Consider the following 25,129-nt stretch of genomic DNA (forward strand, 5'->3'; position numbering starts at 1 on the left):
ATTCTTACATGAGGAACAATTGGATTGCTATTGTTTGTTGCTCTCTTCAATAATTTCCGCCAATATATCACCAAACATTTCAATTCCACGCTCTGCTTCCTCTTTACTACTTTCCTGGCACCCTATTTCAATTAATAATGCCCGTGGGTGAAGATGTTGGTTATAGCGCCAATTTTCCATCTGAATTCCACGGGAAAGACCTGGATAGCGTTGATTCAACTTGGCATCAATTAATTTAGCAAAGGCATGATTTTGCTGCCAATGGGGTTGCACTAAATCCTGTTGTCCTACACAAACGATTATCTTGATTTTTGCGACCTCTACACCATTTACAATAGCCGTATAATTTTCTCGTTTATCGGCATCACGATGAATATCAAAGAGCATCTGAATGGACGGGTTTTCGGCTAACATCTTCCTCACAGTAACTTCTGAAGCATCATAAGCTTTCATAAAACTAGGGTAATCATGAATTGTCGTATTCTGTAGTGTGGAAATACCATAAGTACCTAACTTTTTTGTTAAGGCTTCTCCCACATCTACAATATCTCCTCGCTGACCACCCGGCTTGTGCGCTGCTCCAGAGCTAGGAATAAAGGACTCCGCTGTGTGAGTATAATATAACCCTACCACGGGTTTGCCACTTGGCAAACTGCTTTTCGTTTCAAATTTAGGAAAGTTAGGCAGACTCATAGCACTTACTGTTTGCGGCCCCGCTTTAAATTTTGCTAATATAGGAATTTCAGCCTGAAAGATAGATCTCATATCTTTAATATCCACACCGATAAAAAATAACAGTGTCTCTCTAATGACTTGTTGTATACTATCTTTATTTTTTATCGTAACTGGATTTTTCAATTCTGTAGCAGTATTTAGTCCTGGAACTCCTGAGAATAATATATCACGCCATTGTGGCACTCTATACTGTTTTTGTTGTATTGAACTATTGGCACTCACTGCTAAAGCTTCTTCAGATATCCCAAGATGAGGCCATATTGCTACACATAACAAAAATAACAACAGAAGAATTACTGCTATCCTTTTAGATGATTTATACTTTTCTCTATGGCGAGCGCGTCTTGTTAACATCCTTTCCTCCCACTGACATCTATGCTAAGAATAACAGCAAGCACAGGTTGTCACACTTTTTTGTTTACATACAATGTATATGCTTTGGAGGAGAAGGATAGTACTGATTACGATATAAGAAAACAGCGAGTCATCTTAACCATGTAAATAGGTATGTATGTTTTCATAGTCAATATGCGGGTGCATAGCTTGGTTGATCCCCCCAGCTAAAACGACGGCAATATCATCAATGAAACGATCTACTTCCTTAGGGGTAACCATTAAATCGCCCAACACTTCTGGTAGAACTTGGCCGACAATTGTACGGCGATCTGTATCTGATAAATTCTCCATACTTTTAAAATAACGTGCAAAAGGAGCATGTTCTTGCAATGTATTAATCGTATCCATCGCAATCGTAGAGGCATGAACAACAGTAGGTACCCCAATGGCAATAACAGGCACGCCTAAAGATTCCTTCGTTAATCCAAAGCGTTTATTTCCTACACCTGATCCAGGACTGATTCCTGTATTTGCCAGTTGGACTGTCGTAATCACTCTGCGAGTAGATGCCGCTGCTAATGCATCAATGGCAATAACCAAATTAGGTTTTATTTTACTAACTAGCCCTTGTACAATTTCCACCGTTTCCATCCCTGTAATGCCTAAAACACCTGGTGCTATGGCACAAACGGATCGCACCCCACCCTTAAGTTCAGGTGACAACATTTCCTGCAAATGACGAGTCACTACTATTTTATCAATTGCTCTAGGTCCTAAGGCATCAGGCGTAATATTCCAATTTCCTAGACCGATAACCAATACAGTAGCATTTTTTCCCAAGTCCGCCATATCGACCAGTTCTTTCGCTAAGAGTTTCATAATCTTTTGCTGCAAAGGAGTATTTTTATAGCGAAGCCCCTGGGCTTCAATAGTCACATAAGTCCCTTTTCCTTTACCCATTATTTTCTCCGCCTCGGGAGTCGTAATATTAACCTTAGTAATAATAACTTCCTCATCCTCTGCCGTTTCCACTAGAACACCTGGAATATCTTCACTAACTTCTTTAGTTAACATCTCCCGCACTTCTAGCGCTAAGTCAGTACGACTGCTTCCTGTGAAATGGCCCACCCTCATCACTCCTTATTTATAAAATCAAGGTTATATTACCCTAAATTAATAATAGCTATACAAATCAATACCAGCCTTCACAAACCTTGCCCTATTAGGGCAACATAACTACTCTAAAGAATTCCCAACTTATAGTTATAAATTTATTAAATGTTACTTGCATTTTCCATAATCACATGCTAAGATACTATAGGTAACATGCTCTTTAAGGAGGTGAATCACTTGCCAAACATTAAATCATCTGAACGTAGCGTAAAAACTGATGCTGAGCGACGCGCTAGAAACTTTGCGGTGAGATCAACCATTAGAACTGTATCTCGCAAAGTAGTTGAGTCCGTAGCTGCTGGTAAAAACGATGAGGCGAAAGCCCTTCTAATTAATGCTAGCAAAACGATTGACAAGGCAGCCAGCAAAGGTGTTGTTCATAAAAATGCCGCGGCCCGCAAGAAATCGAGATTAGCTCGTAAACTTAATGCCTTAGCTAAGTAATTAAGAAAAAGCCCCTGTTCATTACATAATGAACAGGGGCTTTTGCGTTTGATTTAACTATTTATCCGATGACTAAACCGCTCTAAGACTCCCATCTTCATCTCGTTAACAGCCTGTAATATCCTGCCCTCTGGTTAGGATAACAGTCTGTAAAACTCGAAGTAAGTTCGCTCTAAGGATTTTCGAATCCAAGGCTCACTTATATAAGTGGGAGTTAAGAGCGGCTAAGTCCCTGGATAAGTGCGCCTAAGATTCAGATGGAGTTAAAACTCCATCTGAATCAAGTCTTCTTTATCTACAAAGGGCAATAATAATTTGTTCAATTACGGAATGATTGGCTCTACCTGATTTTAAATCATAATCCGCAGCTGCCAAAGCCAAGGTTGCTTCTTTCAAGACCTCTAGCCTAAAATTTTGACTCTGTTTTAGCATCTTTTCACCAATGAAGGGCATTACACCAAGCTTTTCTGAAATTTCTTTAGTGCTACGTCCATCTTGTGCCATTTCTCTAGCTTGCCACATAAGACGCACTTGACGTGCCAGTAAAGATAATAATTTAAGAGGATGTTCTCCTGATTTAACCTGTTCTCCCAGCAATTGAAGTGCTTTTCCTAATTGCTTCTGGCTAACAGCATCAATCATAGAAAAGATTGATATTTCTGGAATGGAAGACATGATTTCCACTAAATCATGATGACTAATCATATTTTTTCCTTCCGTAAACAGGGCTACCTTCTCCAATTCATTCTCTAAGAAACCTAAAGATACTTGAGGCATGATACTAATAACTCCCAAGAAGTATTCCATCGCGTCAGAGGCCATTCTTTTATTAAGTTCACTCAGCTTCGGTATAAGCCACCCTCTCACGTCTTTTCCTTTTAAATTAGCAACTTCTACGGCAGCTCCATGCTTTTCTATCATCTTAAAAAGCTTCCGGCGCTTATCCACTTTATCCGTTGTGGAAAGAATAACATGTGTGTAATCTGGCATATTGCTAATAACGCTTAGCAAACGCTCATCCAACTTATCCACAGTTTCGACTTGTTCATTACTTCCTGTTTTTCTTGGACGAAATAAGGAGGTACCACGTACAACAATAACATTTTTTCCACCCATAAATGGAACTGTTTCAATTAAAGCGATAAACTCATTTATAGTAGGATCCTTTTCTAAATGCAAAAGGTTCATCTCTATTTCCTCAGGTGCCAGTACAGCCTTAATAACAGCCTGTTCAATTTGTCTAATAAAATAAGTCTCTTCACCATGCAAAAGATATATTGATTTTACTTGCCCTTTTTTAATTTCTTCTAAAACTGCTGCATAACTCATAACGTCCCCCTATTGCAATCGAATCACTTTATATATTGAAGACTTGATTCATAGATTCTTTAACTACTTGAATCAATCTTACTTATCTAGAACTTAGCTCTGCCCCCTATTTATATAAGATAGAAATCTTATAGCAGGTTAGTCAGAAGATAAAAAAGTATCCACTTCCATTTTTGTACCGTTTGTTTTAAATACGATAGCCCCTTGTCTATCTGTACGATATATTGTAATATGTTGTGCCTCTAAACGTCGAATGGTATCGCCGTGAGGATGCCCGAAAGAATTATTATTTCCTACAGAAATAACTGCATACTTAGGCGCTACAGCTTGCAAAAATTCCACTGTTGAGGAAGTTCTCGCCCCATGATGACCTACCTTAAGTACCGTACTGGAAATATCCTTATTACTTTGCAGCATTTGTTCCTCACCATGGGCTGGAAGATCACCCGTAAATAAGAAACTATACTTCCCGTAACTCGCTCGTACTACGCTTGAAACCTCATTCCCACTCTGTCCATTCATTCCAGTATCAGCATGTAACACCTCAATAACAACACCATCAAGTTCTATCCTCTGTCCTTCGTAAGTAGCAATGATAACGCTACTGCGAGGTATAACATGCAATAAATTAACAACTGCTTGTGTATATTTTTCCTGAGATAACATAACATTTTTCACCGGAATTTCTCTCGCTATCCCCGCTGCTCCACCAGCATGATCTTGGTGACCATGGGTCAAAAAAAGATAATCAAGCCCTTGTATTCCATAATGCCTCAAGTAAGGTAAAACGACGCGGTAGCCAATATCAAACTCTACAGTTTCTCCTATCGTGCCGCCAGTATCCACTAGAATTGCCCGTCCATGGGGCGTAACGATCAGAGCAGCATCACCTTGACCCACATCAATAAAATGAACCGATACAGGGCGAGGATAGACCGTATAGCCTATTATACACAAAACAAGAAATAATACGACAACTGCACTTTTTTGAGGCCATTTTTTAATCGTCTCCCTTAAGGATAACACATTTTTCGGTTTATACCCATACATCCAGCATAGCAATCCATAATAAAGTATACTGCCCAAAATCCCAATAGGCGGTACATATAACTTTGCAGCGGGCATTGCAGCCAACCATTTCGTTAATTGAAGAACGAGTCCAATCAGCAAACTGCAGATAACCATACTTACATTCCCTACAAATCCTACCAGCAAACCACTAAAAGTACCAAACAGTCCTAGTATCAAAATACCTTCAATAATAGGAACAATGATCAGATTCGCTATAAAAGAGCTAAGGGAGAAACTATTAAAGTACCAAGCAATAAAGGGTAATACTCCTACCTGGGCTGAAATGGTGACGGCTAAGGGGCTGGCAAGCCAAAGAGGCAAAAAACGCAATTTACTCACAGTCTTAGCATTTAAGAAAACCAGTCCGGCCGTTGAAGCAAACGATAATTGGAAACTCAAATCATAAATCAGAGCTGGCTGATAAATCAGCATACCAAGCACAGATAAACACAATGCCACTGCAGCATCCTTTTCCCGTTCAAGGCATACCGCCCCTAATCCAATCAAGCCCATAATGAGAGAACGCAATACTGGAGGGGTCAGTCCACAAAAAATCGCATATAAAGCAATAAAAAAAGCTGCGAATAAAGGTACTATTTTATTGGCAAACATAAACCCTTTGAATGCATTATTACCTAATACGGTAATAATCCCCGCTACTAAAGCAATATGAGATCCTGACACAGACAAAATATGTACAATTCCTGTTGTTGAAAAATCAGCTACTATCTCACGCGGAATACCCCCATATCCACCAAATAAAATTCCTTCTAGAATTGCTTCATGACTTTCAGGCATTACCTTTTTTATATTTTCGATTATTTTTTCTCGCCATCTCGTCGCTACCTGTTTCCATGAGTAACTATTATCTACAATACTTATTTCCTTCCCGTAAACAGACATCCTCCCTCGAATGCCTTGTAATTGTGCCGCGGCAACACTGTCGTATTGCCCTGGGTTATTATAGCCATGCAGCATAATAATTTCGCCATTTACTTGCACCATATTTCCTTGCTGGAAGATAGTTTCTTTGTTAGATTGCCTACTAGAAACAAATAACCTCCCTGTGGCAGCCACTGACGGCTTCTCCCTCTGCACTTTTTTTGTTTCTATTATATATCTAACTTTATTTGTTTCTTCCTCTAAAGCAGTTACCTGGGGTGTTTCCACGATCGTACCATAAACAGTCACTTTTTCTCCCGTATAGTGGCTAATATCTACCAGACTTAAGGCATCATCATGAATAAAACGTAACATGCCAATGATAAAAAACAATGTGGCAAACAACCAAGTCGTCTGCTTTTGTCTATAGATTTGTCTGACAAGAATAAACATGGTAACAAAACTACTAACATATATAAAGGGTAACAACCATCTAAAATAATTGGCACACCATATACCTGCAGTAAAAGCAGCTGTAATGAGTACAACTAAATTAGGCATTTATTATTACTCCTTGTCTAATTATTTCACTTTCGACTATCAATTTTAGAAGTCAACTTCTCTTTTCTTCTACTTTCATCTCTATAATTTACCATTAAAATACAAAAATCCTGCATGAATTCATGCAGGATTTTATTACTTCTCGTCCTATAAAATTTTTATCTATCACTTACCTTTGTTTCTGCATTTTTTATTAAGTCATAACTTTCCATGACCCATAGCCTGCTCTAATCCTCCTATTTTACAACCGCAAGGGCCTGTTCAATATCAGCAATAATATCGACACTATCTTCAATACCAATTGATAAACGAATCAGCTCATCGGGCACTCCAGCAGTAGCACGTTGCTCAGAAGTAAGTTGGGAATGTGTTGTACTTGCAGGATGAATCACAAGGGATTTTGCATCTCCAACATTGGCAAGTATTGAAAACAAATTTAACGAATCGATAAATTTCCGGCCTGCCTCTAATCCACCTTTAATGCCAAAGGTTAAAATGGCACCCGCACCTTTAGGAAGATACTTTTTTGCTAATTCATAGTCAGGGTGACTTGCCAACCCTGGATAACTCACCCATGTAACTTGTTCATTTTTTTCAAGATACTCTGCTACAGCTTGTGCATTCTCACTATGACGTTTCATGCGCAAATGCAACGTCTCTATGCCTTGTAAAAATAAAAAGCTATTAAAGGGACTAACTGTAGCACCCAAATCACGCAATACTTGGATACGTAAACGGATAATATAAGCCAAAGGGCCTAATGCAGTTGTATAGCTTAATCCGCCATAACTTGGGTCTGGTTCGCTAAGCAATGGGAATTTACCATTATCCCAATTAAATTTACCACTGTCAATCACTAAGCCACCCATGGAAGTGCCATGCCCACCAATAAATTTAGTAGCAGAGTGAATCACAACATCCGCCCCAAATTCTATAGGGCGAGAAAGATAAGGTGTAGCAAAGGTACTATCAATCAATAAAGGAATATCATTTTCATGTGCGATAGCAGCTACTTTTTCAATATCAAGAACATCAATTTTAGGATTTCCTATGGTTTCTGCATATACTGCCTTCGTCTTATCTGTTATTGCTTTACGGAAATTCTCTGGATCACTAGGATCAACAAAGGTCACTTTAATGCCTAAGCGAGGTAAGGTATAAGCAAACATATTGTAAGTACCACCATACAAAGTAGCGGAACTAACAATTTCATCCCCCGCTTGCGCAATATTAAATATAGCAGCACTAATGGCAGCATGACCTGAAGCAAATGCTAACGCTCCCACGCCACCTTCCAAAGCAGCAATACGCTTTTCCAATACGTCACTAGTAGGATTCATAATACGAGTATAAATATTTCCAGACTCTTTTAAACCAAACAAATTAGCTCCATGCTCGCTATCGCGAAAATTATAAGATGTTGTTTGATAAATCGGTACTGCCCGGGATCCCGTAGTAGGATCAGGTTCTTGCCCACCATGCACTGCTACTGAGTTAAAACGTAATTTTTCTGGTAATGTCATAGTAATATCCCTTCCTTTTTTTCATTTAATATATTTTAGCAAGTCTTGAATTTTTCATATTATCCGAGACTGTACCAAACGAAAAAATCTTTGCTTTAGATTTGTTTAAAAATAGCAACTAGATTTTCAGGTCGCAATTCATTGAAATTTAAAAGTAAAAGACTAAAGAACCCTCCTATTGAAGATACTTTAGCCTTCAGTTTTTTCTGATCAGCTCTTTGTATTTTGCTGTAAAATTATATATATTCGACTTATCCATTGAATACTAAAAACAAAAGACTAAGGAAGCTCCACATATTGGGAACAATTCCTTAGCCTTCAGTTTTCTGATCGACTAACCGTTTATAATTCTGTTATTAACACTATCATAAATAACCATAACTGTCAATAAGTAGCTATTCGTCAAACTAAAACATAAATTTGTTATTTATTTGATCCAGAAGCCTTTGTCCCGATTCGGATGACTTGATCTACTGGTGAAAATTCATCTGTAGCGATAAACTCACGATCAATTTCCTTCCCCTTATAATGCTTGACTCGGTATGTAGTTACTTGGAAACCTTTTAGGCCCTCCTCTTCAACCACCTCTTTGCCGATCTCGAGTTTCGGATCTTGTTTTATAATAGTGTTAGGCTCTAACACCCTTTTATCGGTTGCTACTATTTGAATGTCTGGTGGATTTTCAGTCCTTTTGCCAAAAATCGTAATGTTAACGGTATTACCCAGTACTTCCGAAAGTACATAGATGTTAGATTTTGAGGTATTTTTGAATTTGAAATCTAATAGATTATCTGCTACAGTAGCATCCCGCCCAATAGGAACATAGCCAGGCGGCCTAAAATGCGATGTACGTTCCTCAACCGCCATATCTGCTAATAGAATCGCATTATACAATGTACTACTAACCTGACATACACCACCACCAAAATCAGGTAGTAACTTACCATTGATGAATACTGGTGCTTCTTTGTAACCATACTGCGCTAACCGCAAACCAACGTAGGTATTAAAGGAAAAAACATCGCCACTTTTTACAAGAACACCATTAATGTTTTGGGCGGCAATAAGAATGTTCTCACTACGATTTTTGTCAGAAGAATCGAATTGTGTACTATAAGAAGCAAGGACTCCATTAACATCTGCTAGGTCGCTGGCAATGATCTTCGGCTGGATTTCATTCACTGCTAGCGATAAGGTTAGGGGTAGTCCTGAATTTAACCGATTAGCAATTTCAGTACTATTCCTTACTATATCAACCTTTTTACCAATAGTCTCCGGCAAAATTTCAACTGTATTGTTAGTATAACGTAGTATAGAACTCTGCGCCTCACAGTCAATACTACTCGCTATGCTAATTAATACGGCATTCAGTTTATCCTTATTATATGAGGGCGTAATCGGTATCATATGGCCTTGAATAAGTGCAAAGTATCTCTCCTGGAGTTGACGGATCATGCTTCCTTGACGCCCCACGGCGTAAGCTTGCTTAGCTAGCAGGTCAGCATCGATGTTCAGATCAATTTCTGCTGCGGTCACTGACCATTTATTGTTATAAACTAAGTTAAGTACGGATTGCTGAGTCTTTTCTTTATAGACATCACTAATTTTCCTCTCAGCCTGATCAATAGACAAACCGCCCACATCTATATCCCCAACTCTTACTCCATTATAGATGTCGCCAGTCATCATATAGACAACATTAGTAGCTACAAAACCAACGAGGCTAAATACCACAATTATGTTAAAAAATATTATAAATTTAGTAATTCGTTTCGATTTCACAGGCTGCACAACACCGCACCTTTCTAAGTAAAAAGTATAATAATGAGAGGCCCCAAAAGAAGGAGCCTCTTATTTTAAATATTCATTGATAGTTCGACAAGTTTACCAGCGTTTTGTGCTTCTTGAATAACTTCCTTAGTGATTTCGCCGCCCTGTTCAACAATTACAACACCGTTATCAGCTTCAATTCGACGAGTGGCTTTTTTCCCTAGTAAATATGCCCGTTGTTTTTCTTCAAATTTCTTGACCGAATCGTCACTAGACTCTACCGCAACAGGTTGTGGCATTTCTTCCACAACTGGATTTGTGGTGTTGTTAGTAGTTGGTGTTGGCCCTGGATTAATAGTAACTGTTTCACCCTGAACTATAGAATCTGGGGTAACACTGCTTTTATCGTCAGAAATGATCAAAATCTCTTTACCAAAGGTGCGAATGCATTGTCCTTGTATCTGATCAACTTCTCCATTCGGCCCTTCAATTTGACAACTGCCTATTTTACCAGTTTCATCTACACTATATTCGGATACTCGTCCCTGAAAACCACCACGTTGCGTTAGCACTTTAGCCCCAATCACCTTAACATTAGCGTCAAGTAGTTTTTCAATTTCTTGGTCATGGGCAATAGGAACGATGCTAGAACTATTTTCAACAGTGATAGCATTATCTCCAACACCAATAACAGCTGCAAAAGGTAATAGTTTAGCACCTACTTTATACCAATTATCGTCTTCAATTACCATAGCGGCAACAGCACCTTTCGCTGCGTTGATGACAAGACATTTCACCCGCCCTAACTCGCTACCTTCAGTAATGCTAATAACAGGCAACCCTAAAATTTCACTATTTTTTTTCACAATAATGCCTCCTAATAATTAGATACGTTAGAGAAACTGCGCCATTCACGAAATTCATCATCAATTTTTTTAAATATTTCAATAGGTATTTCACCAATCGGCAAGTGAGCCAAATGATGCTCCGCTAAAGTATTTTTGATGATACGTAAATAAGCAATAGTATTAATAAAATCCTGGTCTAATCCATGATTCTCGCGGATTGCTGATAAATTTCGGCTTTCAGTTAACACTGCAATGGCATCATCATAGGAACCTTCCTTTTTTAGAAGGTTGGCCATCTCAATAACAAGGAAAGGCGCAATTTCCTTGTCTCGATGAAGTTTGAGAGCATATTTGAAGGTAGCAAGAGCGCAGGCATCATCACCACGTTCTTTATAACTAAAAGCACATTCTACTAAATCATCAAGAGAGTCCGAAGCCGGACCAAGTTCAGACTGGCTCTTCTCAATCTCTTCGAAGGTAGTATTTTTGTCATTATCTAAAACTAAGACTTTATTATCGGGCATCATCTCAGCCTTAGATACAGAGATTGAGTCCTCCTCGCAAGTGGAAAAATCCTCCACAATTTCATCTATTATTTTGGGCGAGACAGCAATCTCAACATTCTCCACAATGACTTTTGCTATTGAAGATTCAACAGATGTAGTTTTTACCACGTCAGGTTCTAACAGGTATTCAGATTTTAGCTGTTCTTCAGCGTCTTTAGAACATTCAGGCGTTTCAGCTTCAATGCTTTCATCAGCAGGACTATTGAGCAAATACGGCCTAGTTGATTCCTTTGTCTCGACTCTATTGGCTAGCATTTTATCAACAACTACCTGGGCCTCTTCGTCTTGGCATACCTTCTGGTAAAGATATTCAAACTCAGACAATGAATCCGGTTCAATTTCTACAATCTGGCCACGGCTAGAAATTGAATCAAGTTCTTCCTCACCATCGTAATAAACTATAAATCCAGCAAGTATTATCGCGAAGACAGCAAAAAAAGCAATTGTAACTGCTATACTAGTAAAATTCACTATGATGCGCGGAAGCACTAGACTGAGCAATAGGGCGCCGAATCCACACATTATAAGTGATTTTGGCCGCAGCTTGACACCAAGTACCTTATTCCCTAACGTATACATGATGATTACATTTACCGAAATAGCCACTACTGTAATTACTATGTATTTCATACAATCCCACCAGCCATTCAAAGTTCAGTGGATATATCCTAACGTCAAAAGCTTACCTATTGCAAAGTTTGCCTTATACATCCCCCGGGAATTATCTTACAATAAACTCAACTTCAATTGTTTCTCTTTACTATCGTTTTTGCCCTTTGTACCAAAGTCCTTTTTTTCGAGACTTTATTCCTATCTTTTACCTTATTTTTTTCGAAGTATCCTTTTTTCATGTTTTATAATGCCATCCTATCTTCGTACTAAACGCTTTAATTTATAGATTGAGCTGTGGGACCAAATTTCTATATCACAGAAGTAGCAAAGGGACTTTCGAGCCACCTTTTCTCGAAAATCCCTTTCTACGGTTTTAACCAGTTATCATTCTTGACTACATTTCGTTAAAATCGATAAATCTTTTCATTTTTTACTCTTTTTTGACAAACTGTATGTTTTAAAGAAATGATAGGAGTTATAATGAAAAACAGGGGTAACATTATAACATCAACAAGGAGGGTATATATTGAATCTAAGGCTTATTTTCATAGCCTGCTTACTTCTGATTTCAGCTCTTACCATGGGATGTAGTGAAAAAAGTAGGAGCGCCACTATGAATACTTCCCAGTCCCAAAACACAAATACACCTTTCGTAATTGCAGGATCTGGTACGAATCTCCCTGTTACCGCTAAATTGGCAGAAGGTTATTATGCTAAAACAGGTATTAAAATTGATGTCCCTGGAAGTATCGGCTCTGATGGAGCAATCAATGCAGTAAAAAGTGGGAGCTTAGAGCTAGGACTAATCTCTAAGCATCTTACTTCTAATGAGCGTACAGCAGGATTAAAAGAAATACCTTATGCAAAAGTAGCTGTTGTTTTCGGCTCACATATAAATACACCTGATTCAACACTTTCTGACGCAGATATTATTTCAATAATAAAGGGCTCTAAAACAACCTGGTCTAATGGTACCAAAATACATGTCTTTCTAAGACAAAATAACGACAGTTCCAACTCGACTCTTTTTAATGTAGTTCCAGGTTATCGAGAAGCATTAATGGATGCTTATGAACAGCAGCGCTGGCAAATCGTCTACCGTGATAGTGATATGTCCGAAGTTCTCAAAGAAAATAAGGGTGCTTTTGGCTTAACAGTTTCTACAGAAATCGTAAAAGAAGGTGTAAAAACAAAACCATTAGATTATAATGGCATATCTCCTACTACTGAAAATATCCGCAATGGTACCTATAAGCTAACAGAAGATCTTTCCTTTATTTACAAGGATACTCTTAGTAATCGCGTTGCTGACTTTCTGGAATACGTATTCTCAAAGGAAGGACAAGAAATACTTGAAAAATGGGGCTCTAGCCCAATTAGAAGGTGATTACCATGTCAACACGCCTACAATTTTCTCAAAACTTTTCTCACCAAATGGCTATTCTAGCTACAATAATCGGCATGGCAATCAGTTTAATGACCCCTGTTACTTATGGTATTATGGCTTGGCGGGATTTTAATGAAATTGCAGTTCGCCATACAGAAGATATTGCCCGTAAGGTAGGAAGAAGTGCCATGGATGATCCTGATTTATGGTATTACAATATAACTAAGTTTATAGAGTTTATTAACGCAACAAACTATCAACATGAAATTAAATCAATTAAATCATATGATAAAAATTTGAACCTAAAATTCGAGCATGTTCTAAATGAGAAGGTTAGTCTAACCTATGCTTTTCAAACACCCGTTAAATATGGTAATGAAATTTACGGATATATTGAAATTGAACAAAATATCCAGCCTCTGCTTATAACAATTACGGTTCTACTATTTTTCTTTACATTTTTAGGACTCAGTATAGGCATTCTTCTATACAGGTTTCCAGTCAATATCGTTAAACTAGCGGAAAAAGATGTCCAAAGCCATGCAGACCAAACGAAAAGACAAACTGATTTAGAAGTAGCGCGCCTTGATCGGTTAAGTCTTGTCGGTCAGATGGCAGCTGCTATTGGACACGAAATAAGAAACCCACTAACAACAGTTAAAGGGTATTTGCAATTTCTTTCGCAAAAAACAGTTTTTGCCCCTTTTGCATCCCAATTTAACTTAATGCTTGATGAGTTAAGCCGTGCCAATAGCATTATTGCGGAATTTCTTTCTCTATCCCATGAGAAAGCGATCAATATGACTCTCTGCAGCCTAAATCAAATTATTGAAGCTTTTCAGCCACTCCTTGAGTCAGATGCCCTACTCCACGGAATGAAACTAGATATTGATTTAAAAAGTATACCAAATCTGCTATTGGATGAAAAAGAAATAAAACAGCTGATATTAAATCTTACTAGAAATGGGTTTGAAGCAATGCAATATGGCGGCTGTTTATCAATTCGTTCCTATACTCTAGACAACTATGTTGTTCTGTCCATCATTGATCAAGGGAAAGGAATTGATCCTAACTTGATTACAAAGCTGGGAACGCCTTTTTTTACTACCAAAGACACGGGTACTGGATTGGGGCTTGCTGTTTGTTATAGTATTGCTCACCGTCACAAAGCCAAAATAGATTTCGTAACAAGCAAAGATGGTACAACCTTTTCAATCTTTTTCCCACAAATAGTCTAGATAAGAAAAGTTTTTACTATCTCATAAGATAATTCTCTAGAATTACTCGCAGGGAAACCGTAGACCCCAATCGGAACGAATTTTGTCCATTAGACTCATTACATCTATAGTGTTTTTGTGTGTCATAACACTACTCTCTACTGCATGATTTCTTAGACATCTTTCCACCTCATTGATTTGGTATTCAAAACCATTTATAACAAAAGGAAAATCTTTTATGTATTGAGTACCATTATCCAATACTACCTGGAAACTTTGCAATGCAGAGAATTCACGTAATAAGATATGACCTTTTGTACCGAAAACAACTGCCTGGGGATCAATTATCGAACCAATTGTCGTTATCAAATGGGCTGTTACGCCATTTTCGTAATCCAGCATAATACTGTTAAACGTATCTGTTCCATATTCGCCAATAATCCCTTTAGAATGTACCTCTTTGGGATTATATCCCAAAACCATAGCAGCAACCCCTATAGCATAAACTCCAATATCTAAAAGAGCTCCACCAGCTAACTGAGGGTCAAATTTTCTTATATATCTTGCACCTGTTGGTGCGAATCCATATTGTGCTCGAAAGTGAGTTATCTCTCCGATTACACCGTCCTTAATGATTCTATGTAACTCCTGGTAAGCAGGTAGAAACTTTGTCCAAAAAGCCTCCATAATGAACAGATTCTTTTCTCTAGCAAGTGCTATAAGTTCTCTAGCTTGTGTAGCATTTGTAGTAAATGATTTCTCGCACAATACATTTTTACCATTTTCCAGGCAGAGTTTTGCGTTTTCATAGTGGAAAGAATGGGGTGTAGCAATATATATTACATCAATTTCTGGATCTTCTGCTAACTCTCTGTAGTTAGTATATGCCTTTGGAATTTGATATTCTATTGCAAACTGTTTTGCAGTTTCTTCTTTTCGCGATGCAACTGCGATGATATTTCCACATTCAGATAATTGAGAAATGGTGGTTGCAAATTTCTTGGCAATCGTGCCTGTTGAAAGAATACCCCAGTTTGTTCTTTTCATATTACTAGCCTACCTTTTCACTGATTTTACACAAATGAATCTAGTTCACATCAACATGTTATATTGATTCTATCATAAAAACAAGTAGCTAATCCTAGAACCATATCATAAACTTTCTTACCTTTACCTATAGTAGAGAAATCCTGCCACTGTTTGATGGCAGGATTTCTTTATTATAGATCAATAACGATCTCATCAACTGGATAACAAAGTAGGTGTTAAATATTAAATAATGGCTAGTTCCAACTTTAATAAAGAGAATGCGATCTCTGGCAATATGTCTATTTTGTGCCATTTATCATACTATCGGAAACATTAGATAACTCCCCAGCCATTGAAGCCAGCTCTTGGCTAGCTTTTGCCATCTTTTGAATAGAGTTTTCTTGACTTTGAACTGTGTTATCTATATTGGCGACCTTTTTATTCATAATCTCAATTGAATCCTGGGTTTTCTTCAAGGAAGAATTAATGTTTTTAACTGATTCAGCACTTACTGTTGCCAGTTTACGAATTTCTTCTGCAACTACACCAAAACCTCTGCCAGCTTCCCCTACACGTGCTGCCTCAATTGCCGCATTAAGTCCAAGAAGATTCGTCTGATTTGATATATTTTTTATGAAGTCCACAATATCGTCCGTTTGTTTAATTGTAGCAGCTAATTCTTTACTCAGATTGCCCAAATCATTACACAGGGCTGATAATTCATTCGCGCCTGTAGCCAATGTATCCATGCTAGCGGTAAAATCATCAGATGATTCTGCCAAGGTTCCAGCTATAGTATGAACCTTTTCCTGATTAATAACGGCCTGGGTTGTTATCACACATCCCATTGCCTTATTACCTTCTTTTATCGGAAAGGCACAGGCAATATAGGGAACATCAAAAGCTGACTGTTCTCGGGATATCATACGGACAATGCGCTTCCCTGACCCGATACATTGCTCGCAGACTTGTCCTTTCATCGGTTCTCCCGGTCTAACACCTAAATCAAAGCTCTTCCCTGGTACATAGGCTGTATACATGCCCTCCTTAATAACCGAAACACCAACATCTTCCACAAATATTTCATTGATATAAGGCGCCAGTTCTGTGAACATCCTCACGATTTCCTGTCCCGAAAGATTTGACACTAGCTTTCACCTCACTATTTCTATTTTCCTACTGACCAAGCCACTCAACTCCTCTTTATAGAAAAGGTAGGTTAGATCGCCTTGGTTATTTAGATAAACTTTTTCATTCTGGATTCCAAAGGATTATTATTGATCTGCTCAAAGTCCTTCTTGTATTTTTCCAAAAAACCAGTATTAAAATCGCCCTTGATAAACATCTCATGATTGAGCAATATCTGATGAAAAGGAATAGTCGTATGAATTCCCTCGATAACAAATTCCCTTAGCACTCGCCTCATTCTTTGAATAGCCTCTTGGCGATTTTTCCCCCAGACAATGACTTTTGTTACCATGGAATCATAAAAATGGGAGATCTCATAGCCAGGGTATACAGCGCTATCAATTCGTACCCCAAATCCGCCCGGCGGCAGATACTTTTCCACCCGACCAGGTGATGGCATAAACTGATTTGCTGGATTTTCAGCATTAATCCGGCATTCTATCGCCCAGCCATTGATTGTTACCTCTTCCTGGCTAAAGGAAAGAGGTCTGCCTGCAGCTACAGCAATCTGCTCTTGGATTAAATCAATACCGGTAATGGCTTCTGTTACCCCATGCTCTACTTGAATGCGAGTATTCATCTCCATAAAATAAAACTTACCATGTTTATCTAATAGAAATTCTACTGTTCCTGCTCCGTGATAATTCACTGCCTTAGCTGCCAGTACGGCGGCCTTCCCCATTTGCTCTCGCAATGTTTGATCAAGAGCAGGCGAAGGAGCTTCTTCCACCAGTTTCTGATGCCGGCGCTGAATGGAGCAATCCCGCTCACCAAGATATACCACATTACCATGTTTATCAGCCATAAGCTGTATTTCCACATGTCTAGGCTCTTCCAAATATTTTTCCAGATATACGCCAGCATTGCCAAAAGTAATCTCTGCTTCCTTCTGGGCCTGACGAATAGCTTTGATTAATGCTTCCTCATTTTCCGCCACTCGCATTCCTTTGCCGCCACCGCCAGCCGTTGCCTTCACAATGACAGGATAGCCAATGTTTTTAGCTACCTTGATAGCGGTCTTCACATCTTCAATAATTCCATCCGTACCAGGAACAATGGGTACATCTGCCTCTTGCATGGTTTCCCTGGCAATCGCTTTCGCACCCATTTTGCGAATAGCCTCTGCATCCGGACCAATGAATGTAATATGACAGCTGGCACAAATCTCAGCAAACTCTGCATTTTCTGCCAAAAATCCATATCCAGGATGAATGGCATCTGCCTGGGCATTCGTCGCTACACTTAACAAACTGCTTATATTTAAATAGCTGTCTTTCGACGCAGCAGGTCCAATACAATAGGCCTCATCTGCCAACTTTACATGTAATGCTTGCTTATCTGCTTCTGAATAGACCGCAACAGTTGCAATTCCCATTTCACGGCAAGCCCTGATAATTCTCACCGCGATTTCGCCTCGATTGGCAATCATTACTTTTTTAAACATTTTTTCTTCCCCTTTAGCTGTTCTCTTTTTAAGTGAATGCTAAAACATCTGTTAGAATACAAGAAAGTACATTAGAAACACATTCACGGTCAACAACATCAGCGCTGTTGGAATTTGCGCTTTAATAACACCATTTTTATCCGGTAAATCCAACAATGCTGCTGGTACAATATTGTAGTTAGCAGCCATAGGTGTCATCAAGGTTCCACAATATCCTGAAAACATACCAATTGCCGATAAAACAGCAGGATCTCCGCCATGCAGTTTGACAATAAGCGGCAAGCCAACGCCAGCGGTCATAACCGGAAAAGCAGCAAAAGCATTTCCCATTACCATCGTGAATAACGCCATACCTACGGTATAGGCAAAAACAACCAAAAAGCGATTATCTACTGGAATTGCTGCACTTACTAAATTTGAAACAACTTGCCCTACGCCGGCAGCAGCAAATAAAGCTCCTAAGGTTGCCAACATCTGAGGCAGCACAGCGGCCCAGCCAATGGCGTCGATTAAACGTCGTGACTCTCTAATGGGCTGCATCCCTTTTTCCTTGGTTAACAGCATCGTTGCCAGCAAGGCAATTACACAAGCAACACCTAAACTGACAAGGGTAATATTGCCTTTATCAAATAAATCTAAGCCTGCTATCTTAACATCTTTTAATCCTACTGTACCAAATACGGTAATGATCGGTATGAGCAGTGCAGGCATGAACAACCAATTGCCTAGTTTCTGGGACTGAGTCATACGCTGCTGTTCTGTGGCTTCCACATGTTTACCCATACCTACGCCGCCAAAACCAGCAATAATCGCCATTAGAATGACCATGCCGCCTACATACATAGGATCAATGACGGTACCAAATAAAAAGGAAATAGCATAAAGTGCCCAAAATATACCTGTTAAAATTCGTTTAGAATTCCCATTATCTCTTATTGCCAGCAATGCAATCAATGCTACAAAAAGACCTGCAATATAGTAAATATAAGTAAGACTAATAATCATAATGCTGCATCCCCCTTTACTTTGTCATGAGTAGCAATACCGTTTTGCACATCACGCTCAATCTTACGGTCGAGCAGAAATAATCTCACACCATGAATAACAAAGGCAGCAATTGCTGTTGGAATGCCCCACATGGCAATGTGCAAAGGCTCCATTATAATTCCGTTTTGTTCAAAGAAGCCTTTCATCAGCAGTATGGCACCAAAGGCAATAAAAATATCTTCGCCAAAAAATACTCCTATATTATCGGCAGATGCCGCAAAGGCTTTAATCTTATTGCGGGTATCCTCCGGTAAATTTCCATGCTTATTTTCGGCTGCCGCTTCTGCCATTGGTGCAATTAGCGGACGTACCATTTGAGCATGGCCTCCGAGAGCCGTCAAGCCAATAGCTGCTGCCAATTCACGAATAAAAAGATATAAGATGAGTACACGACCAGTAGTCGCAACTTTTATGTTTCCAATTAATTTTTGGGCCTGTTCTTTCAGGCCATTTCTTTCCAACAGTCCAATAACAGGTAGAGTAAGAATGAATATAGAAAGATAACGATTTTTAATAAACGCATCACCGAAAATGGTGAGAATCTTATCCAATGGCAGATTTCCCGCTAGTCCCGTTACAATACCAGCAACCACTACCACCAGCAACGGATTGAATCGTAATACAAAACCAACTATAACAACTGCAATACCAAGAAGTGTCAACATGTTCTTTGCCCCTTTACTTACTTATTTATTATCTATCTCACGCACTAAAGCAGCTCTATTGAAGGCATCTTACTACTTAAACCCGCTATTTTACCCTGCACTGTTTACGCTCTTTAGTGCCCTCTATTTATCCTTCCGTTTTCACCTGAAATAAGGGCTGCCCATATTCAATAAAATCCCCATTGCGGACCAATAACTCTACGATTTGCCCCTTTACACCTGCTTCTACCTCATTAAATAATTTCATGGCTTCCAATACACAGACGACGGTCTTGTCCTGGATTTGCGTACCTACTTGCACAAATGGATCTGCCCCTGGCTCTGGAGCCGCATAAAAGGTTCCCACTGTGGGGGACACAATTGTGTGCAAGGTTTCTGTTTTAGAATCCGTAACCTCTTCTGTAAGATTTTGCGTTCTCTCTAGCGCTTTAGGTGCGGTGAATTGCGGTTCCTGCGGCGAATCAACCGGCATTTTTTGAACTGCTACTTTTGAAATTACAAGCTTACTTTTCTTCTGCTCCAATTCAAAATGTTGTATAGAAGACTGTTCTACTCTGTTGATAATCTCTTTTATTTCATCAAATGTAAGCATGACATTCACTCCTTTGTTCTATAATAAATGATATTGAATTGCGATTTTAAGCTGCTCCATTTCCTTTTCCCTTGCCACGTATAATCCTTCAGCCTCAGCCAAAGAAATTTCTTGGAATCGAATGGTTTCGCCTGGTTTTACCTGAGCAAGGTAAGCATTATCCACCGCTGCTACCTGAGCAATTTTCGGATATCCCCCTACCGTTTGCCGATCCGCTAATAATACAATTGGATTTCCATCGGGCGGTACCTGAATGGTTCCAAGTGCAACAGCTTCAGAAACCATTTCTAGCGGTTCCGCCAGCTGTAAGCGAGGTCCTGCTAACCGGTAACCCATTCTATCCGATTGAGTGGTAATCTTAAACGCCTGCTGGAAAAAGTGTTCGCGGCTGTCTGAGGTAAAGAATTCAAATTGACTGCTCGGCATAACCCGAATGATATACTCTTGGGATTTCTGAGACGTATAGAATTTTCCTACATACCAGGACGTAAAGGCAAAGGAGTGACTCCCTAGTTTTTTGCTTAATGACACCAACAATGGCAGATCTGTTTGCGGCTCTTTTATTAAAAGAACATCACCCGCTAGCAAAGCCCTGCCTTGATAACCGCCAATACCAGCCCTTATATAGGTACTCTTACTGCCCATCACCTCTGGAATGTTATAGCCGCCTCGAACAGCTAAATAAGCACGGCACCCTGATTGACATACACCAAATTTCAAAACACTTCCCTGCTTAACCAAAATCGGTCTCCCCATGGGAATTGGCTGGCCATTAATAGTGGGTGACAAATCTCCTCCTGTTATAGCCAACAGAATATCTTCTTCTAGGAGCAGGGTCGGCCCCACTAATGTTATTTCTAGAACTGCTTCGCCCTCCTCATTGCCAACTAACATATTAGCAAGACGCAAGGAGTAAGAATCCATACCGCCACTGACAATGACGCCATATTTTTGATACCCAGATCTCCCCAAATCCTGTATGCTGGTTAGAAGACCTGGTGTCATCACTTTTATGCTCATGATCTTCCTCCCTTATACGCTTCATATTCCTTACGGGAAATAGGATAAAATCGGATGTGATCACCGGACTGCAAGAGACTGGGCGGATTGTTATGGGGCTGAAATAGTTTTAGGGGCGTATTACCGATTAACTGCCAGCCGCCAGGTGTTGCAATAGGGTAAACCCCAGTCTGCATACCAGCAATCCCTACAGAACCTGCCGGAATGGACATGCGGGGCGATTGACGCCGGGGAGTAGTAATGGCTTCTGACATTCCACCTAAATAAGGAAAACCAGGCGCAAAACCAATCATATAAACAAGATACTGACCACTTGCATGAATTCGGATTACCTCATCCACGGTAAGATGGTTATATTCTGCTACATATTCTAAATCAGGGCCGAATTCTTCACCATAACACACGGGGAGTTCCACCGTCCTTGGAGTATAATCCACTCCTTCACCCAATTTTGCAATAATTTCTCTTAACAAAGGAGCAAGGATATTAAAGGAGAGCGGCACTTGTCCTTCTATCCTTTCCCCATGCATTTTTTTAATTTCCAGTGGATTATAAAATATCGTAACGCTGGAAAATGCAGATACATATTCAATCATTCCTAGTAAGGGATAGGTATCCAGATATTCTGTCAACACTTTAACTCTATGGTGTATTTCAGGATGAATCCCTGGGCCAAATTCGATTAAAATGGCAGATTCTCCAAAAGGAAGAATCTTAGGTTCCAGCCCAACATTCGTAATTACGGAATTCAAACTCCCACCTCGCTATCTTAACTCCATAAATCTTTTTTAGCTTACCCTACTTAATGCCTACCGCCTGCACAGCTATGTTCGACTTCCCCAGTAACTCTCGAATCTGACAGGCAAATTCCAAGGCATGAGCACCATCACCATGGATACAGATCGTATCTGCCTTTATGAAAATATCCTTCCCCTGTTGAGATAGAACCGCACCTTCTTTTACCATACGAACGACCTGCGAGACAGCTTGTTTCTGATCAGTAATCAAAGCATTCGGTTCCTTGCGCGGCGTTAGTGAGCCATCCATCTGATAGGTTCGATCCGCAAATACTTCATGGGCCGTTTTGAGGCCAATTTTCTCACCGGCGAAAACCAATTCACTGCCAGAAAGACCAAATAAAATAAGCTCTGGATCTACCTTATATATGGCCTCTGCGATAGCCTCAGCAAGATCTTGCCGCTTAGCCGCCATATTATAGAGAGCGCCATGGGGCTTTACATGCTGCATTGTCCCTCCCTCGGCTTTTATAAAACCAGCAAGAGCACCAATCTGATATACAACCATGTCATAGGCTTCTTGAGAAGAGATCTCTATACTTCTTCTGCCGAACCCAATTAAATCAGGCAGTCCTGGATGAGCTCCAATGGCTACACCATTTTCAAGAGCAAGCTTGACCGTTTTGTGCATAACACCGGGATCTCCTGCATGAAAGCCACATGCAATATTTGCCGATGTGAGGAAAGGTAATATATTCTCATCAACTCCCAACTGGTAAGCACCAAAACTTTCTCCTAAATCACAGTTTAAATCCACTCGAAACATATGCATCCTCCCTATATGGCTGAAAAAATAATAGAAAAAGGCGCTTCAAACAAAAAATTATCTTTGTTTGAAGCGCCTTTGCTTCATGATAAATATTATTTAATTCAACCTAGATTACTTGTGACTCATCATATCACTGAAAAGCCTCGATGTAAATTTGAAAAAAACAATAGGGGACTTCAATTTTATTGAAGTCCCCTATTCCTGAGATTTCAGCATCAGATTAACCCTCACTCTTCTTGCATAGGTCCAGGATATCTATATAATCTTGCCTTTCCATGCGTAAGGCGTCGATTGCCTCTTTTTCCGTACTCAAAACAAAGCGAATGCGATCCCCTGCTCTTGCCTGAGCCAACTTTGATAGATCCTTCTGAATTACTGATCCTAATTTAGGAAAACCACGAGTTGTCTGGTGATCCGCTGTCATAATAAAAGGCATACCATGGGAAGGTATTTGAATCGACCCGAGACATGCAGCATCAGATATTATCTCAGCCTTATCAATATGTTTAAGTCTAGCACCTTGGAGTCGATAACCAGTCCGATCTGATTGATTTGTTACAATATAGAAATTTTCAAAAAAAGTAACTAGCGCCTCTTGGGTAAACATAGTATCTTGAGGACCAAGAATCACTCGTAGTTTGATTTCATCAGCATACGAAGGAAAATATTTAGGCTCTAAGCTCCTTGATTTTGTATCAAAATCACTATCATGGCCGACATATAAAACATCCCCTTGACGTAAGGATCTTCCTTCATATCCCCCTACTTTCGCCCAAGAGCAAGTCGATCGGCTCTCTAACACCAGTGGAACTTCAAATCCACCACGAATAGCTAGGTAGGTTCGATATCCGCTGATAGCAGTATCAAATCTAAGTTCACCCTTTTTCGGAACAATAAAAGATGACCAGCTATTTATGGGCTTACCATTTAAAACTCCTTGCATATCTGCCCCGCAAACAGCTACGAATTGTTCCTCATCAAATTTAAACGCTGCTCCACAGCCAGTCATTTCTAGGACAGCAGCATTTCTATGGTTACCAACCATTAAATTGGCAACCTGATAAGCATACCTATCCATTGCTCCCGAAATAGGCATGCCATATGCCTGATACCCCCAGCGACCTTCATCCTGAATGGTTGTAAAATACCCTTGCTGCGTCGTCGTAATCACAAAATTCACCTTCCATTACATATAACTCACTCTAGGTACATATTTGTCAGCTTCTACTTCTCTACGGATGGTAAAATATTCATCGATCGATATCTCTACAAAGTGCAAATAGTCACCCGGCGAAAATAAAAATGGGTTAGAACTTTTTGGATTAAAAGCCTTTATAGGAGTACGTCCAATCAACCACCACTCTCCAGAACTTTCTATTGGATAAAATCCTGTTTGGCTGCCACCTATCCCTACCGATCCTGCCGGAATTTTAGTGCGCGGTTTAACCTGCCGTGGTACCGCAAGTTGGCTAGGCAAGCCCCCTAAGTAGGGAAAACCGGGAATAAAACCCAGCATATAGACTAAATATGGCTTTGAAGTATGAATGGTTATCATTTTCTGAGCGGATAATCCAGTATACCTTGCCACTAATTCTATATCAGGGCCTAGAACACCACCATAACAAACGGGTACATGAACAATTTTAGGAGACAGAGATTCTACGTCTTGCTGCCTAATCTCACTGAAAAGCTCTATGATAAATTGGGATAAATCTTGGCGAGTAATGATTAGTGGATCAAAATAAACTGTTACCGATCGATACGTAGGCACAATTTCTATAATACCTTTAATTTTTTTAATCTGAAGTAATCTACTCATTTGTTGTACAAGTACATTAATTGCAGGAGAAATAACAGTCCCAAATTCAATTACTAATCCATGTTCGCCAGCAACCAGCATTTTAAATTCACTTGCGTATTCTTTCATTTCATTCTCACCTCAATTCTTTTTCCCTTATCATCAACATTTTTTAACAAAAAAAAGGCGCCATAAATGCATCACACATTTATAGCCCCATCGCTATTCATTCTCTATTTATAAACACTTTAACATATTGTACTAGTAAAAACAACGGTACATACTAGAATTCCAATTTCAAACATATTAAAATTCTATTTTATATT

General features: G+C 39.4%; 22 protein-coding genes. 3 read left to right on the forward strand and 19 right to left on the reverse strand.

What is annotated here, in order from left to right:
- Nucleotides 1-27: 27 nt before the first annotated feature.
- Nucleotides 28-1,089, reverse strand: a complete 1,062-nt coding sequence (gene spoIIP, locus UFO1_RS13540) for a stage II sporulation protein P (protein ID WP_038671588.1) — start codon at nt 1,087-1,089, stop codon at nt 28-30.
- Nucleotides 1,090-1,224: 135 nt separating this feature from the next.
- Nucleotides 1,225-2,199 (reverse strand): GPR endopeptidase, encoded by a 975-nt coding sequence (gpr, locus tag UFO1_RS13545; protein WP_038671590.1) that lies wholly within the window; start codon nt 2,197-2,199, stop codon nt 1,225-1,227.
- Nucleotides 2,200-2,421: 222 nt separating this feature from the next.
- Here gpr and rpsT point away from each other — a divergent pair, with 222 nt between their 5' ends.
- On the forward strand, nt 2,422-2,688 hold the full coding sequence (gene rpsT, locus UFO1_RS13550; RefSeq protein ID WP_038671591.1) for a 30S ribosomal protein S20: 267 nt from the start codon (nt 2,422-2,424) through the stop codon (nt 2,686-2,688).
- Nucleotides 2,689-2,979: 291 nt separating this feature from the next.
- Here the strand turns inward: rpsT and holA are convergent, their stop codons facing one another.
- The 6 genes from holA to UFO1_RS13580 form a co-directional block, all read right to left on the reverse strand.
- On the reverse strand, nt 2,980-4,017 hold the full coding sequence (gene holA / locus UFO1_RS13555; protein WP_038671593.1) for a DNA polymerase III subunit delta: 1,038 nt from the start codon (nt 4,015-4,017) through the stop codon (nt 2,980-2,982).
- 138 nt (nt 4,018-4,155) lie between these two features.
- Nucleotides 4,156-6,531, reverse strand: a complete 2,376-nt coding sequence (locus tag UFO1_RS13560; RefSeq protein WP_038671595.1) for a DNA internalization-related competence protein ComEC/Rec2 — start codon at nt 6,529-6,531, stop codon at nt 4,156-4,158.
- A 236-nt stretch (nt 6,532-6,767) separates the two neighbouring features.
- A complete protein-coding gene (locus UFO1_RS13565) occupies nt 6,768-8,054 on the reverse strand; it encodes a homocysteine synthase (RefSeq protein WP_038671597.1) in 1,287 nt (428 codons plus the stop codon).
- Nucleotides 8,055-8,477: 423 nt separating this feature from the next.
- On the reverse strand, nt 8,478-9,845 hold the full coding sequence (locus UFO1_RS13570) for a VanW family protein (RefSeq protein WP_038671599.1): 1,368 nt from the start codon (nt 9,843-9,845) through the stop codon (nt 8,478-8,480).
- 65 nt (nt 9,846-9,910) lie between these two features.
- Complete coding sequence (locus tag UFO1_RS13575) at nt 9,911-10,690, reverse strand: PRC-barrel domain-containing protein (RefSeq protein ID WP_038671601.1); 780 nt, start codon at nt 10,688-10,690, stop codon at nt 9,911-9,913.
- 11 nt (nt 10,691-10,701) lie between these two features.
- Nucleotides 10,702-11,868 (reverse strand): hypothetical protein, encoded by a 1,167-nt coding sequence (locus UFO1_RS13580; protein ID WP_038671603.1) that lies wholly within the window; start codon nt 11,866-11,868, stop codon nt 10,702-10,704.
- Nucleotides 11,869-12,376: 508 nt separating this feature from the next.
- Between UFO1_RS13580 and UFO1_RS13585 the strand changes: the two genes are divergently transcribed.
- Nucleotides 12,377-13,237, forward strand: a complete 861-nt coding sequence (locus UFO1_RS13585) for a substrate-binding domain-containing protein (RefSeq protein WP_038671605.1) — start codon at nt 12,377-12,379, stop codon at nt 13,235-13,237.
- A 5-nt stretch (nt 13,238-13,242) separates the two neighbouring features.
- The gene (locus tag UFO1_RS24100) at nt 13,243-14,475 is read left to right on the forward strand and encodes an ATP-binding protein (RefSeq protein WP_051788935.1); all 1,233 of its coding nucleotides are present in this window, start codon (nt 13,243-13,245) and stop codon (nt 14,473-14,475) included.
- A gap of 42 nt (nt 14,476-14,517) precedes the next feature.
- On the opposite strand, the gene UFO1_RS13595 is transcribed toward UFO1_RS24100, so the two are convergent.
- The 11 genes from UFO1_RS13595 to pxpB (UFO1_RS13645) all read right to left on the reverse strand — a co-directional run bounded on the left by UFO1_RS13595 (nt 14,518) and on the right by pxpB (UFO1_RS13645) (nt 24,932).
- On the reverse strand, nt 14,518-15,501 hold the full coding sequence (locus tag UFO1_RS13595) for a Gfo/Idh/MocA family protein (protein WP_038671607.1): 984 nt from the start codon (nt 15,499-15,501) through the stop codon (nt 14,518-14,520).
- A gap of 281 nt (nt 15,502-15,782) precedes the next feature.
- Nucleotides 15,783-16,631 (reverse strand): methyl-accepting chemotaxis protein, encoded by an 849-nt coding sequence (locus tag UFO1_RS26130; protein WP_038671610.1) that lies wholly within the window; start codon nt 16,629-16,631, stop codon nt 15,783-15,785.
- Between the two features lie 89 nt (nt 16,632-16,720).
- Nucleotides 16,721-18,115 (reverse strand): acetyl-CoA carboxylase biotin carboxylase subunit, encoded by a 1,395-nt coding sequence (gene accC / locus UFO1_RS13605; RefSeq protein ID WP_051788936.1) that lies wholly within the window; start codon nt 18,113-18,115, stop codon nt 16,721-16,723.
- Between the two features lie 51 nt (nt 18,116-18,166).
- A complete protein-coding gene (locus UFO1_RS13610) occupies nt 18,167-19,120 on the reverse strand; it encodes a DUF979 domain-containing protein (RefSeq protein ID WP_038671611.1) in 954 nt (317 codons plus the stop codon).
- Nucleotides 19,117-19,827, reverse strand: a complete 711-nt coding sequence (locus tag UFO1_RS13615) for a DUF969 domain-containing protein (protein WP_038671614.1) — start codon at nt 19,825-19,827, stop codon at nt 19,117-19,119. The genes UFO1_RS13610 and UFO1_RS13615 overlap by 4 nt, the downstream gene beginning before the upstream one ends.
- 127 nt (nt 19,828-19,954) lie before the next feature.
- Nucleotides 19,955-20,419 (reverse strand): acetyl-CoA carboxylase biotin carboxyl carrier protein, encoded by a 465-nt coding sequence (accB, locus tag UFO1_RS13620; protein WP_038671616.1) that lies wholly within the window; start codon nt 20,417-20,419, stop codon nt 19,955-19,957.
- Between the two features lie 18 nt (nt 20,420-20,437).
- Nucleotides 20,438-21,439: a biotin-dependent carboxyltransferase family protein gene (locus UFO1_RS13625; RefSeq protein ID WP_038671618.1), complete on the reverse strand. Its 1,002-nt coding sequence runs from the start codon at nt 21,437-21,439 to the stop codon at nt 20,438-20,440.
- Nucleotides 21,436-22,191 carry a 5-oxoprolinase subunit PxpB gene (gene pxpB / locus UFO1_RS13630; RefSeq protein WP_038671621.1) on the reverse strand — a complete coding sequence of 252 codons (756 nt, stop codon included), beginning with the start codon at nt 22,189-22,191 and terminating at the stop codon, nt 21,436-21,438. The genes UFO1_RS13625 and pxpB (UFO1_RS13630) overlap by 4 nt, the downstream gene beginning before the upstream one ends.
- Nucleotides 22,192-22,237: 46 nt before the next feature.
- The gene (gene pxpA / locus UFO1_RS13635) at nt 22,238-23,002 is read right to left on the reverse strand and encodes a 5-oxoprolinase subunit PxpA (protein ID WP_038671624.1); all 765 of its coding nucleotides are present in this window, start codon (nt 23,000-23,002) and stop codon (nt 22,238-22,240) included.
- A 223-nt stretch (nt 23,003-23,225) separates the two neighbouring features.
- Nucleotides 23,226-24,176, reverse strand: coding sequence for a biotin-dependent carboxyltransferase family protein (locus tag UFO1_RS13640; RefSeq protein ID WP_038671627.1), 951 nt, complete (start codon nt 24,174-24,176; stop codon nt 23,226-23,228).
- A gap of 15 nt (nt 24,177-24,191) precedes the next feature.
- Nucleotides 24,192-24,932, reverse strand: a complete 741-nt coding sequence (pxpB, locus tag UFO1_RS13645) for a 5-oxoprolinase subunit PxpB (protein ID WP_038671629.1) — start codon at nt 24,930-24,932, stop codon at nt 24,192-24,194.
- Nucleotides 24,933-25,129: the final 197 nt, after the last annotated feature.

Source organism: Pelosinus sp. UFO1, from assembly GCF_000725345.1.
Classification (GTDB): Bacteria; Bacillota; Negativicutes; order DSM-13327; family DSM-13327; genus Pelosinus.